Raw genomic sequence first — 12,779 nt, forward strand, 5'->3', positions numbered from 1 at the left:
GCCGATGGACGCGCAGCACGCGGGGTGGCGGTCACGCGCGAGGCGGATGCCGGGGGTCGACCCTGTTCGTTGACTTGCGGCCTTTGTCGCTCGCGCGCGGCGTGTCGCCGGCATTGGGCGCAAGTCAACGAAAGGAACGGCGCAACGCACGGGCACGCCGCGCCGCGCGCGACGCGCAGCGCGCGGCGGCACGCCCGGCACCACGCCGGGCGACGGCCGGGCCGTCAGCTGATCGTCAGGAGCTGGTGGCCGGCGGAGACGGTCGTGCCGGCGGCGGCGCTGATCGAGCCGATGACGCCGTCCTTGTGCGCCTGGATCGGCTGCTCCATCTTCATCGCCTCGAGCACGATGACGAGGTCGCCCTTGACGACGTGCTGCCCGTCTTCGACTGCGACCTTGACGATCGTGGCCTGCATCGGAGCCTTGACGGCGTCGCCGGACGCGCCGGCCGTGACGGTCGTCGCGTGCGAACGGCGCGACGGGGGAGCGGCGGCGGGGCGTCCGGTGCCGGGCGTCGCGGTGATGCGGTCGGGCAGGCGCACCTCGAGGCGCTTGCCGCTCACCTCGACGACGACGGTATGCCGCGGCTCGGGGGCGGCGGGGGCCTCGAGCTCGCCGTCCCACGGGGCGATCTCGCCCGCGAACTCGGTCTCGATCCAGCGCGTGAAGACGCCGAAGCGGCCGTCCTCGGCGGTGAAGGCCGGATCGCGCACGACCTCGCGGTGGAACGGCAGCACGGTCGGCAGCCCGGTGATCTCGAACTCGTCGAGCGCGCGGCGTGCGCGCTGCAACGCCTCGGCGCGGTCGCGCCCGGTCACGATGATCTTCGCCAGCAGCGAGTCGAACGCGCCCGAGACGCTGTCGCCCGCCGTCACACCCGAATCGAGACGGATGCCGGGGCCCCCGAACGTCTTGAAGACGTGAATGGGTCCGGGCTGGGGCAGAAAACCGCGCCCGGGGTCTTCGCCGTTGATGCGGAACTCGATCGAGTGGCCCTCGGCGACGGGGTCGTCGTAGCCGATCTCCTGGCCCTCGGCGAGGCGGAACTGCTCGCGCACGAGGTCGATGCCGGTGACTTCTTCGGACACCGGGTGCTCGACCTGCAGGCGCGTGTTGACCTCGAGGAACGAGATCGTGCCGTCGGCGCCGATGAGGAACTCGCACGTGCCCGCGCCGACGTAGCCGACCTCGCGCAGGATCGCCTTCGACGATTCGTAGAGGATCCGGTTCTGCTCGTCGGTCAGGAACGGTGCCGGTGCCTCTTCGACGAGCTTCTGGTGGCGGCGCTGCAGCGAGCAGTCCCGCGTCGAGATGACGACGACGTTGCCGGCGGCATCCGCGAGGCACTGCGTCTCGACGTGCCGGGGCTTGTCGAGGTACTTCTCGACGAAGCACTCGCCGCGACCGAACGCGGTGACGGCCTCGCGGGTGGCCGATTCGAACTGCTCGGCGATCTCGTCGGTCGTGCGGGCGACCTTCAGGCCGCGTCCGCCGCCGCCGTACGCGGCCTTGATGGCGATGGGCAGACCGAACTCGTCGGCGAAGGCGATGACCTCGTCGGCGCCCGCGACGGGGCCGGGAGTGCCGGGTGCGAGCGGTGCGCCCACCTTCTCGGCGACGTGACGCGCGGTGACCTTGTCGCCGAGGGCTTCGATCGCCTCGGGCGAGGGGCCGATCCAGATGAGCCCCGCGCCGGCGACGGCGCGCGCGAAGTCGGCGTTCTCGGCGAGGAAGCCGTAGCCGGGGTGCACGGCGTCGGCGCCGGAGCGGCGCGCGACGGAGAGGATCTTGTCGATCGAGAGGTAGGTCTCGGCGCTCGTGGACCCGTCGAGCGCGTACGCCTCGTCGGCGAGTCGCACGTGCAGGGCATCGCGATCCTGATCGGCGTACACCGCGACCGACGAGATACCGGCGTCACGTGCGGCACGAATGATGCGGACGGCGATCTCGCCGCGATTGGCAATGAGGACCTTGCTGATCTTCGCCGGGGCGGTCTGAGGCATGGATGCCAGCCTAGCGAGGGTTGTGCGCGCCCTTTTGAGCACTCCCTACAAGAACCGACGAAAAACGTGGGAGTCCTACGACAACGTCGGACCGTCGGCGACCGTATTCCACAGCGAGGTCCACTCGACTCCGAGCTCGCGCACGAGGCGGCGGATCGTCGAGAGCGACATGCCCACGACGGTCGACGGGTCGCCCTCGACGCGCTCGATGAAGGCGCCCCCCAGCGAGTCGACCGTGAAGGCGCCGGCGACGTGCAGCGGCTCTCCCGTCGCGACGTAGGCCGCGATCTCGGCATCCGTGACGTCTTCGGCGAACGTGACGGATGCCGCGGCCACAGCGTGCACCTCGCGCGGCGAGCGTCCGGGTTCGACGCGCACGACGGCGTGGCCCGAGTGCAGCACGCCCGTGCGGCCGCGCATCGCACGCCACCGCGCGACGGCGTTCTCGGGCGTGTGCGGTTTTCCGAGCACGTCGCCGTCGAGTTCGAACATCGAATCGCCGCCGATGACGATGCCGTCGAAGTCGGGGATGTCGTCGACCAGCCGGGCCGCGACGTCGGCGGCTTTGCGTCGTGCGAGCAGCAGCACGTGCTCGTCGGGATCGAGCGTGCGCTCCTCGGCCGTCTCGACGGCGGCGACGACGGCTTCCTCGTCGACGTCGGGCGGGAGCGTGTGGGGGGTGATGCCGGCTTGCCGCAGCAGCATGAGACGGGCCGGCGACGTCGAGGCGAGGCATACGCGCATTCCCCCAGGGTAGGGGCCGTCAGCGCGCGGTCCCCCGCGCCGCGACCCGAACCGCGCGTGGGGGAGAATCGGGGGATGGACTCCGGTGATCTGCTCGACCTCGACATCACGGGCGTCGCCCACGGCGGCGTCTTCGTCGCCCGACACGAGGGCCGCGTCGTCTTCGTGCCCGACGCCATCCCCGGCGAACGCGTGCGCGCCCGGCTGACGGACACGTCGAAGAGCTCGTTCTGGCGCGCCGAGACGATCGAGGTGCGGGATGCCTCACCGCACCGTCGTGCGCACGTGTGGCCTCAGGCCGACGTGGACACTCCACCCGAGCTGCGTCCCGGCGGCGCCGACTTCGGCCACATCGACCTCGCCCACCAGCGCGAGCTCAAGCTCGACGTGCTCTCCGACGCCCTGCGCCGGTTCGCCGACCTCGAGCTGCCGGTGGCGATCCGCGCGGCCGGGGCCGACGGCGCCGACCCCGAGACCGACGACGGCACGGGCTGGCGCACCCGGGTCAGCCTGCACGTCGACGACGACGGCAGGGTCGGCCCGTACGCCGCCCGCAGCCACCGCGTCATCCCCGTCGACGAGTTGCCGCTCGCGACCGCCGCCGTCGCGCAGGCGGCACGGCAGCTCGCGCAGGGCACGGCCGGACGCATTGACCTCGTGCAGCCCGCCGACGGTCGCGTGCGGGTCATCCCGCGTCCCGAGACGGTGCGCGCCGGATCCCGCCGGCGGGGCCGCACACCGGCACCGGGCGCCCCGGTCCGCAACGATCCTGCGCGCGAAGTCGTCGTCGAGACCGTCGCGGGTCGCGATTTCCACGTGGATGCGGGTGGGTTCTGGCAGGTGCACCGGCTCGCCGCCGCGTCGCTCACGGACATCGTCGCGCGCACTCTCGAGGACGCCGTCGACCCTGACGCGTGGCACCTCGACCTGTACGGCGGGGTCGGCCTGTTCGCGGCGACCCTCGCGAGCCTGGGCGGCCCGTCGACCCGCGTCACCTCGGTCGAGTCCGACACGCGCGCGACCGACCACGCGGGCGAGAACCTCGCGGAGTGGATCGGCGCCCGGGCCGAGACCGCCCGGGTCGACCGCTGGATCACGCAGCTCGGGGGCGCAGCATCCGCCGTCGAGCGCGAGCGGCTCGCGCGGGGCGTCGTGCTGCTCGATCCGCCCCGCGCGGGAGCCGGACGCGCCGTCGTGGAGGGGATCGCCGCTCTGGCGCCCGCGACCGTCGTCTACGTCGCGTGCGACCCCGTCGCTCTCGCGCGGGATCTCGGCACGTTCCGGGCGGTGGGGTACGAGACGCGCAGCGTCGAGGCGCTCGACCTGTTCCCGAACTCGCACCACGTCGAAGCGGTCGCCACGCTCACTCGCGTCGAAAGCCCTTAGAGCCCTCGAGCCGTAAAGCGCAAGGCCGCCTGGTGGTCGCGGGTCTGCCCTAAAGTAAGGGGAATGACGCGCGTCGCCCTTATCGACGACCACGAGTCCGTCCGCCTGGGACTCGAGGCGGCTTGCGTGCGCGCTCAGACGAAGGACGTCGTCTTCTCGGGGTCGACGGTCACCGAGTACATCAACTGGCGAACGTTCAGCCAGTCCGCCCCGGCCGATGTCGTCGTGCTCGACCTCACGCTCGGCGACGGCACGACCGTGACCGAGAACGTCACGACGCTGATCCGCGACGGTTCGAGCGTCATCATCCACTCCGTCGCCGACCGTCCGGCGGCCGTGCGCGAAGCGCTCGCCGCGGGGGCCGCGGGCGTCATCAGCAAGTCGTCGCGCATCGACGACGTGCTCGCCGCGATCCACACCGTCGCCCGCGGAGAACCCCTCAACAACGTCGAGTGGGCCAGCGCCGTCGAGGGCGATCGTGAGTTCGCCGACGCGCAGCTGTCGGCCCGCGAACGCGACGTGCTGCGGTTGTATGCGGCGGGGCTGCCGCTCAAGGTCGTCGCCGACCGGCTGGGCGTGGCGTACTCGACCGCGAAAGAGAACATCACGCGCGTGCGCGTCAAGTACGTCGAGGTGGGGCGTCCGGCTCCCACGAAGGTCGACCTGCTGCGTCGCGCGATGGAAGACGGCATCCTGGCCGACTCCGCGGGCGCGGCGCCGCCCGCCGCTCCACCGGGGCGCGCACGGTGACTCAAGAGGGCCCCTCGTCGCTCGATGACGCCTGGGGCCACATCCCGCGTTCGCGTGAGGCGACGGCGGGGATCGGCGCTTTCACGCGCCAGCGCGTCGAGCGCATCATCTCGGTGTCGTCGGGTGTCGGCTCGCTCATCCTCGGAGCTCAGGCGGCGGTGACGGCGCTCGGCCAGCGCACCGAGCTCGGCAGCTGGCAGGTGCCGCTGCTGGTCGTCGTGTTCGCTCCGCTGCTGTTCATGATCGTCGCGTGCCTCGTCGGTCGCGGCGTGCGCGTCTCGGCCGGCGTCTTCGCGATCGTGTACGTCGCCATGCTGGCGATGTGGCCGCTCGCAACGACGGACTCGACCCTCGCCCCCACCGAAGCGCCGTGGATCTGGTACCTCGTCAACATCGCGACGCTCGCCGCCGTCCTGGCGTTCTCGCTTCCGCTGCAGCTGGTGTGGACGGCTCTCGCGCCGCTGCTGTTCGGATTCGTGCGCCTCGTGCAGGGGGAGTTCCGTCCCGACGTGTGGGCCGCCGTCGCGATCGACGTGTCGTTCGCCCTCATCCTCGGGGGAGTGCTGCTGAGCCTCGGGTGGGTGCTGCGCTCGATCGCCGTCGGAGTCGACGACGCGCGCGGCAAGGCGGTCGAGTCGTACGCGCGCGCGGCGGCGGCCAATGCCGCGGAGCAGGAGCGCGTCGCCGTCGCCGCCCTCATGCACGACAGCGTGCTGGCCGCCCTGATCGCGGCCGAGCGCGCTGACGGTCCCCGCGCGCGCACGCTCGCCGCGGCGATGGCGCGCGAAGCGCTGACCCGGCTCGCCAACGCCGAGCAGGACGCCCGTGAGGGCAGCGACGCACCGCAGGACTCGGCGTCGCTGGCCGACGACATCGAGGTCGCCGCGCGCGAGGTCGGTGTGCAGTTCGCGGTCCAGCGCAGCGTCGTCGCCGACGCGCCCTCCGTGCCGGGACGCGTCGCGCGCGCGCTCGTGCTCGCCACGACGCAGGCGATCGCCAACGCCGTGCAGCACGCCGGCGGCGTGGGCCTGACCGTGACGGTCGACGGCACGCCCGAGCGGATCCGCATCGTCGTGCGCGATGCGGGCGAGGGCTTCGACATGGCCGGCGTCCCCGACGACCGGCTCGGCATCCGCGGGTCGATCATCGCGCGCGTGGCCGCGGTGGGCGGTACGGCGCAGCTGGAATCCAGTCGGGCCGGCACGGTGGTCGTGCTCGATTGGCCCGCACCTCTGCCGCAGGGCGTGACCGAGGCGGACCTCGCCGCGGGGGAGGTCGACGGATGAGAGTCCGCAACATCCTGTCCGCGCTCGCGGTGGCGTTCACGGCCTACATCGCGGCGCGAGCGCTGGCCCTCACCGAACCCGTGCCCTTTCCGCTCGTGCTCGTCACGGTCGTCGCGCTCTATCTGGTCACGACCTGGCTGTGCATCTACTGGTACCCCGTCCGATCGCGCACCGCGACGACGGATGCCGCGGGTCGCGGCGGCACGGCGCGCCTGCCCGTCTGGGCCGCTGTCCTGGCCCTGGCGACGACGGCGATCGTGCCGACGGCGATCGCGATCGGCGTCGGCGACGGCAATCGCACCGCGACGTTCGCGACGTGGTATCTCGGCGGTCTCGGCGCGCTCATGGTCATCGTGATGGTGCGCCGCCGACCCTGGGTGGCCTGGTCGGGCATCGCGATCCTCGGGATCGGGTCGGTCGCTTGGATGGGCGCGGGCCCTGCCCTCGCGCTCGGCCTGGTCGGCTCGGTCGTGTGGGTCATCGTGGCCCACCTCGTCCGGTTCTCGCTCGACCGCGCCGCCCATGACACGACGCAGCTCGCCCAGTTGCAGCGTGCCGCCTCGGCGTGGCAGGCATCGCAGGTCGTGCGTCAGCGTGAACGACGCGTGCAGGTGCAGCGGGCGCTCGCCGTCGCCGGTCCCGTGCTGACCCGCGTCGTCTCGACGCGCGGCCGGCTCGACGAAGACGATCGGCTCGAGGCCCGGCTGGCCGAGGGGCGTCTGCGGGACGAACTTCGCGGACCTCGCCTGCTCGACGACGACGTGCGCGCCGAGCTCGAGCGCGCCCGTCGCCGGGGCGCCGTCGTCACGGTGCTCGACGAGGGAGGCCTCGACGGGCTCGACGAAGAGGCGCTGGGGGTCATCCGCGCTCAGCTCGCCGAGACATTGCGCAGCGCGGCATCCGATCGCCTCTATATCCGCACGTCGCCGCACGAGAGCATCGCCGTGACGGTCGTGGGACGCTCGACCTCGGAGCACGGCCTCAGCGACGAAGACGGCGTCGACCTGTGGAGTGAGATCCCGCACTCCTGACCGACTCGCGTGCGTCGCCGTCTCCGCGGCATCCGTTCGTTTGCCTCGAAACGCCCGCGAAGAACCGGGGCCCGAGCAGAGTGGGGCACGTGAACCCAGCCGCGGCCGGACAGAGTCTCGCTCCTCGCCTCGGCATCCGTTCGTTTGCCTCGGAACGCGCGCGAAGAACCGGGGCCCGAGCAGAGTGGGGCAAGTTAACCCAGCCCCGGCCGGACAGAGTCTCGCTCCTCTCCGCGGCATCCGTTCGTTTGCCTCGAAACGCGCGCGAAGAACCGGGGCCCGAGCAGAGTGGGGCACGTGAACCCAGCCAGGCCGGACAGAGTCTCGCTCCTCGCCTCGGTGGGGGAGGGCGAACCGAGACGAGGAGCGACGAAGCGGAGAAGGCGAGGGGCGGCGAAGCCGCCCGCCCCTCGCCAAGTGCGAGCAGTTACCCGAAAACCGCCCGCAAGGCCGAACCTGGGCGACCCATGAGGGTGCAGGCCGACCGAACGCGTAATGCGTTCCAGCACCTCAAGTATCTGAGGGCGGGGATGCGGCTGTCTGTAGGTATTTCGGGGGACAACGACTCAGAACGTCGCGCGCCAGCCGAGCTCTCGCACGAGCGGCCGGCGCAGTCCCCGCTGCGTGACCGACCACGCCGAACGGCGCGGGGCGTCGTCGGCGACGGCGCCCGCGCTCTCTTGCGCGTACGCCTCGGTGACGACGGCGATGAGCGCCGCGAGCTCTTCGGGGGTGGGGTTGCCGCGGCGCACGTCGATCGTGACCGGCGGAGCCTGCTCGTCGTTCGTCACAGCGGGATGTTCCCGTGCTTCTTGGGCGGAAGCGACGCGCGCTTGCCGCGCAGGGCACGCAGCGCCTTCGCGATCGATACGCGGGTCTGCGCGGGCTCGATGATGCCGTCCAGCTCGCCACGCTCGGCGGCGAGGAACGGCGAGGCGACGTTGTAGGTGTACTCGTTCGCGAGCCGCGTGCGCACGGCGGCGACGTCTTCGCCGGCCTCCTCGGCCTTCTTGATCTCGCCCCGATACAGGATGTTGACCGCACCTTGACCGCCCATGACGGCGATCTCGGCCGTGGGCCAGGCGAGGTTGATGTCGGCGCCGAGCTGCTTGGACCCCATGACGATGTACGCGCCGCCGTAGGCCTTGCGCAGGATCACGGTGACCAGCGGCACGGTCGCCTCGGCGTACGCGTAGAGCAGCTTCGCGCCGCGGCGGATGACGCCCGTCCACTCCTGGTCGGTGCCGGGCAGGTAGCCGGGCACGTCGACGAGCGTGACGATCGGGATCGAGAACGCGTCGCAGAACCGCACGAAGCGGCTCGCCTTCTCGCCGGCCTCGATGTTGAGCGTGCCGGCCATCTGCGACGGCTGGTTGGCGATGATGCCGACGCTGCGCCCCTCGATGCGACCGAAGCCGATCACGATGTTCGGCGCGAACAGCGGCTGCACCTCGAGGAACTCGCCGGTCTCCGAGCCCGCGGCGGGGTCGACGATCCGGCGGATGACCTCGTGGATGTCGTACGGCTGGTTGGGGGAGTCCGGGATGACGGTGTTCAGCTTGAGGTCGGAATCCGTCGTCTCGAAGTCGAACCCGGACTCGTAGTCGGGCAGCTCGGCGAGGTTGTTGTCGGGGAGGAACCCGAGCATGGTCCGCACGTAGTCGATCGCGTCGTCTTCGTCTTCGGCCAGGTAGTGCGCGACCCCGGAACGGGTGTTGTGCGTGTAGGCGCCGCCGAGCTCTTCCATGCCGACGTCTTCCCCCGTGACCGTCTTGATGACGTCCGGGCCGGTGACGAACATCTGGCTCGTCTTGTCGACCATGACGACGAAGTCGGTCAGCGCGGGGGAGTACACCGCACCGCCGGCGGCGGGGCCCATGATGATCGAGATCTGCGGGATGACACCGGAGGCCTGCGTGTTCAGGCGGAAGATCTCGCCGTACTTGCCGAGGGCGACGACGCCTTCCTGGATGCGCGCTCCGCCCGAGTCGAGGATCCCGACGACGGGGATGCCGCTGCGCAGCGCGAATTCCATGACCTTGATGATCTTGTCGCCGGCGACCTCGCCGAGCGAGCCGCCGAAGGTCGAGAAGTCCTGCGCGTAGACGGCGACCGTGCGCCCGTGGATCGTGCCGGTGCCGGTGACGACCGAGTCGCCGTACGGGCGTGAACGGTCCATGCCGAACGCCGACGTGCGGTGCCGCACGTATTCGTCGAGCTCGACGAAGCTGCCCGGGTCGACGAGCATCTCGATGCGCTCACGCGCCGTGCCCTTGCCCTTCGCGTGCTGCTTCTGCTTCGCGACCGCCTCGGCATCGAGGACGGCCTCCTGATAGCGGGCGCGGAGGTCGGCGATCTTGCCGGCGGTCGTCGAGAGGTCGGGCTGCTCGGTCACGGATTCCACCCTAGTGGCGGGTGTTCGCAGACCGTTGGAGGGTTCGCACAAGTGCCCGCGGCATCCGCTGTCGTGATCGTCGGATGCCGCGGCACGAGGCCCGTCCGGCGGCGCGACCGGAAATTCCTGTGGCGCCGCGATCTTCGGATGCAGTAGACATATCGCCGAGTCTCTACTCGCCGATGTCGCACTCGCTGCGGGCTCGACCGAAAGAATCACGACGTGCCTCACATCGACCACCCGGCCTGGCGCAGGCTTGTCGAGCTCCACGCGCAGATCGCCGAGCTGACACCGCGTATCCACGAGATTCCGGCACAGAGGTGGAACGCGCTCGCCGACGAGCAGGTCGCCGCCGCGCGCGATGTGCGGTCCGACGGCAACCTGATGCGAGAGCTGCGGGGGCTCGTGACCACCAGCGCGCCCGACGAGGCGGCGGTGCTCCACGAGGTCTTAGCCGGGGCCGTGTGGGAGCACCGTGCCGACCTCGGCGCGCTGCGGGCCGACGCGCGCGTCGCGGATGTGTCCGGCGATCTCGATATCCGCCCCGCGCTGTATGTGGCGGAGGTCGGTTCCGAAGACGACCCGTATGCGGCGGAAGAGCTCGACGACGACTGGCGCGACCTTTCGCGTATCGGCGGGGTGCCGACGGCGACTCCCGGATCGTCGATGCCGGACGGGACCGTGTTCCTCCTGCAGCTCGACGGTGCGGCGCTCACGCGGCTCGCCGAAGACGACGAGACGATCGCGGCGGTGCTGCGGGCTCACGCGTGGCCGGCCGATGGGCTCGTGCAGGTCTTCCACACGACCCTCGGTGACTCGCGCACCGCACCCGACGTGCCGAACGGCGGCGCGGTCGTGCGCCATATCGCGGAGGACGATGTTCGCGCCCGCGGCCTCATCGAGCCGGGCCAGACGCCGGCACACGCCGTCGAGATCATCGCACTGCCGACGTTCCAGCCGTCGCCGGACGCGTCGGCCGATGCGGTCGAGCGCGCCGGCTGGCTTCAGCTCGAAGCGGATCAGGTCGCCCGCAACGGCTCCTACCCGGACGGTTTCGAGGCCGCGGCCGAGCGCAGCCCCTTCGAGGCGCGGGCGGGTGCGGTCGTGCATCTGGGCGGTCTCGCGGCGCCGGACTTCGGCATGTCGCTCGACGACGTGCACGTGCTGAGCGTGCAGCTACCGCTCCAGCATCCGTCTGACGAGCACGTGCTGCTGTTCGACATCCCCGGAGACCCCTCGTTCGGCGGCGTCTTCGGCGACAGCGGGCATCTCGAGATCTGGATCCGCCGCAGCGACCTCGACGCGCACCGCTTCTCTCCGCTGGCCACCTTCATCCGCAGCGCCTGACGTCGGGTCTCGCGGTCCGGTGCCGCCGCGTGTCAACCCGGGGTGGCGAGGCCGACCCCCGAGTAGCGTGGCGTTCATGCCTATCCCTGACGAGGGCTATCCCCTCACCGCCGCGATCAGTCCCCGCGTGCAGGTCGTCGAGGCGACCGACTCCACCAACGCCGACGTCGTCACGCACGTGACCGAGGCGCCGGGCGAGTGGCCGCACCTGTCGGTGCTGCTCACGACCGACCAGCGCGCGGGACGGGGCCGCCTCGACCGCACGTGGACGACACCACCCGACACGGCGCTGGCGGTGTCGACGCTGATCGACGCGACGAGGGTGCCGATGGCCGCGCGCGGGTGGGTCCCGCTCATCGCCGGCGCCGCGATGACCCGGGCGATCGCGGCGCAGCTGGCAGGGAGTCCGCACTCCGCGTCGCTGAAATGGCCCAACGACGTGCTCGTCGACGGCGGCAAGATCTGCGGCATCCTCGCGGAGGTCGTGCCCGATCACCCCGACGCGATCGTGATCGGCACGGGCGTGAACACGCGTATGCCCCGCGTCGACCTTCCCGTCGACACCGCGACCTCGTTCGCTGCGCTCGGGCTCGAATGCGACGACGACCAGCTGATCGCCGACTACCTGAAGGCGCTCGATGAGCAGCTCACGGCTCTCGCCGACGCGCTGGGCAACGCCGTCACGGCGGGGCTCGCGGCCGAGATCGAGGTGCTGTGCTCGACGATCGGGCGCGAGGTCGTCGTGCTGCTTCCGGACAGCTCGCGTCTCATCGGTCGCGCCGCGCGTCTGGACGCCGAGGGACGCCTCGTCGTCGTGGGCGGCCTCGCCGTCGAGACCGCCGTGTCCGCCGGCGACGTGCTGCACGTGCGCTGAGCCGCGGCATCCGCCCTCGCCCCGGTCTCCGACCCCTGGGCCCTGAGCTCGGCGGTCTCTGAGCCCGCCGAAGGGTCGCCCGCCCGCACCGAATTCGTGCCCTCATCCGTCGTGGCGTCGCGGCACCGCGCGATCGCGCCCCCACAATAAGAAACATGACGCAGCCGATCTACGGCGGGCGCCCCCTGACGCCGGCGCCGGGCGCACCGACGCCCGAGCTGCGTGTTGCGCGGTTCCGCCCGCACGCGCGGCGGCTGACGTGGTCGGCGCTCGTGCTGATCGCGGTGGCCGGTGCCACCGGCTACCTCTACAACAACCTCCCGGCGGGATACGAGAACTGGATGCTGCTGACCGCGGCCGCCGCCGTCGTCTTCCTGCTCGTGCTGCTGCCGTTCCTCGTCTGGTGGACGCACGTCTACACGATCACGACGCGTCGCGTCATCGAGCGGCGCGGCGTGCTCGTGACGCACCGGCGTGAACTCGCGCACGTCCGCGGCTACACGATCCGGGCGAGGCGCGGCATCCTGCAGCGCATGTGGGGCACGGGCACGCTCGTGCTGTCGAACGGCGTCGACGAGCCGCTGCGGCTCGTGAATGTGCCGAGTATGGCGCTCGTGCACGAGGCGCTCGTGGATCAAGTCGAGGTGAACCAGATCCTCGCGCATCGCGATGCGCAGCCGCCGCTTCCTCCCGGCACGCCTCCCATGCCGCCGCTGCCCTGACCCCGGCGCGCCGCGCGCCGCGGCGTTTGGGGCGCATTTCGGCAGCGACACGCCGCCGGCCACGGCGTGTCGTCGACAGAACGCGCCCCGAACTGCGGGTGAGGCTCGTGAACCGGGGATGCCCACCGTGTTCGCCCCGCGCTGCGGGTGAGCCTCGCGAGCCGGGGACGCCCGCGCGGGGTTTGGGGCGCATCTCGACACCGACACCCCGCCGGCCACGGCGTGTCGCCGACACAACGCG

The 12,779-nt window shown here is 71.5% G+C and carries 11 protein-coding genes; 7 read left to right on the top strand and 4 right to left on the bottom strand.

Annotated elements, in window-relative coordinates; translation table 11 throughout:
- Positions 1 to 224: 224 nt before the first annotated feature.
- Positions 225 to 2,003 (bottom strand): ATP-binding protein, encoded by a 1,779-nt coding sequence (locus ACWICD_RS01685; protein WP_376126629.1) that lies wholly within the window; start codon positions 2,001 to 2,003, stop codon positions 225 to 227.
- A 75-nt stretch (positions 2,004 to 2,078) separates the two neighbouring features.
- Positions 2,079 to 2,747 carry a Maf family protein gene (locus ACWICD_RS01690; protein ID WP_454139073.1) on the bottom strand — a complete coding sequence of 223 codons (669 nt, stop codon included), beginning with the start codon at positions 2,745 to 2,747 and terminating at the stop codon, positions 2,079 to 2,081.
- Between the two features lie 75 nt (positions 2,748 to 2,822).
- Here ACWICD_RS01690 and ACWICD_RS01695 point away from each other — a divergent pair, with 75 nt between their 5' ends.
- From ACWICD_RS01695 to ACWICD_RS01710, 4 genes are all read left to right on the top strand, one after another.
- Positions 2,823 to 4,133, top strand: a complete 1,311-nt coding sequence (locus ACWICD_RS01695; protein WP_454139074.1) for a class I SAM-dependent RNA methyltransferase — start codon at positions 2,823 to 2,825, stop codon at positions 4,131 to 4,133.
- Between the two features lie 63 nt (positions 4,134 to 4,196).
- Positions 4,197 to 4,883 carry a response regulator transcription factor gene (locus ACWICD_RS01700; RefSeq protein ID WP_376126637.1) on the top strand — a complete coding sequence of 229 codons (687 nt, stop codon included), beginning with the start codon at positions 4,197 to 4,199 and terminating at the stop codon, positions 4,881 to 4,883.
- Positions 4,880 to 6,169, top strand: a complete 1,290-nt coding sequence (locus tag ACWICD_RS01705; protein WP_454139075.1) for a sensor histidine kinase — start codon at positions 4,880 to 4,882, stop codon at positions 6,167 to 6,169. The genes ACWICD_RS01700 and ACWICD_RS01705 overlap by 4 nt, the downstream gene beginning before the upstream one ends.
- The gene (locus ACWICD_RS01710) at positions 6,166 to 7,200 is read left to right on the top strand and encodes a hypothetical protein (RefSeq protein ID WP_376126642.1); all 1,035 of its coding nucleotides are present in this window, start codon (positions 6,166 to 6,168) and stop codon (positions 7,198 to 7,200) included. The genes ACWICD_RS01705 and ACWICD_RS01710 overlap by 4 nt, the downstream gene beginning before the upstream one ends.
- 566 nt (positions 7,201 to 7,766) lie before the next feature.
- Here the strand turns inward: ACWICD_RS01710 and ACWICD_RS01715 are convergent.
- A complete protein-coding gene (locus ACWICD_RS01715; protein ID WP_454139076.1) occupies positions 7,767 to 7,991 on the bottom strand; it encodes an acyl-CoA carboxylase subunit epsilon in 225 nt (74 codons plus the stop codon).
- The gene (locus tag ACWICD_RS01720; protein ID WP_454139077.1) at positions 7,988 to 9,595 is read right to left on the bottom strand and encodes an acyl-CoA carboxylase subunit beta; all 1,608 of its coding nucleotides are present in this window, start codon (positions 9,593 to 9,595) and stop codon (positions 7,988 to 7,990) included. The genes ACWICD_RS01715 and ACWICD_RS01720 overlap by 4 nt, the downstream gene beginning before the upstream one ends.
- A gap of 222 nt (positions 9,596 to 9,817) precedes the next feature.
- Here ACWICD_RS01720 and ACWICD_RS01725 point away from each other — a divergent pair, with 222 nt between their 5' ends.
- The 3 genes from ACWICD_RS01725 (at position 9,818) to ACWICD_RS01735 (ending at position 12,538) form a co-directional block, all read left to right on the top strand.
- Positions 9,818 to 10,942 carry a DUF1963 domain-containing protein gene (locus ACWICD_RS01725; RefSeq protein WP_454139078.1) on the top strand — a complete coding sequence of 375 codons (1,125 nt, stop codon included), beginning with the start codon at positions 9,818 to 9,820 and terminating at the stop codon, positions 10,940 to 10,942.
- Between the two features lie 76 nt (positions 10,943 to 11,018).
- Positions 11,019 to 11,816, top strand: coding sequence for a biotin--[acetyl-CoA-carboxylase] ligase (locus ACWICD_RS01730; protein WP_376126654.1), 798 nt, complete (start codon positions 11,019 to 11,021; stop codon positions 11,814 to 11,816).
- Positions 11,817 to 11,971: 155 nt separating this feature from the next.
- A complete protein-coding gene (locus ACWICD_RS01735) occupies positions 11,972 to 12,538 on the top strand; it encodes a PH domain-containing protein (protein ID WP_376126656.1) in 567 nt (188 codons plus the stop codon).
- Positions 12,539 to 12,779 lie beyond the last annotated feature (241 nt).

The sequence above is a fragment of the Microbacterium sp. NPDC055357 genome (genome assembly GCF_053644835.1).

Excerpts from the sequence above, each read along its gene's own strand:
- ACWICD_RS01695 (WP_454139074.1), top strand. The coding sequence starts at position 2,823 with ATGGACTCCGGTGATCTGCTCGACCTCGACATCACGGGCGTCGCCCAC.
- ACWICD_RS01690 (WP_454139073.1), bottom strand. The coding sequence starts at position 2,747 with ATGCGCGTATGCCTCGCCTCGACGTCGCCGGCCCGTCTCATGCTGCTG.
- ACWICD_RS01710 (WP_376126642.1), top strand. The coding sequence starts at position 6,166 with ATGAGAGTCCGCAACATCCTGTCCGCGCTCGCGGTGGCGTTCACGGCC.
- ACWICD_RS01730 (WP_376126654.1), top strand. The coding sequence starts at position 11,019 with ATGCCTATCCCTGACGAGGGCTATCCCCTCACCGCCGCGATCAGTCCC.
- ACWICD_RS01735 (WP_376126656.1), top strand. The coding sequence starts at position 11,972 with ATGACGCAGCCGATCTACGGCGGGCGCCCCCTGACGCCGGCGCCGGGC.
- ACWICD_RS01685 (WP_376126629.1), bottom strand. The coding sequence starts at position 2,003 with ATGCCTCAGACCGCCCCGGCGAAGATCAGCAAGGTCCTCATTGCCAAT.
- ACWICD_RS01700 (WP_376126637.1), top strand. The coding sequence starts at position 4,197 with ATGACGCGCGTCGCCCTTATCGACGACCACGAGTCCGTCCGCCTGGGA.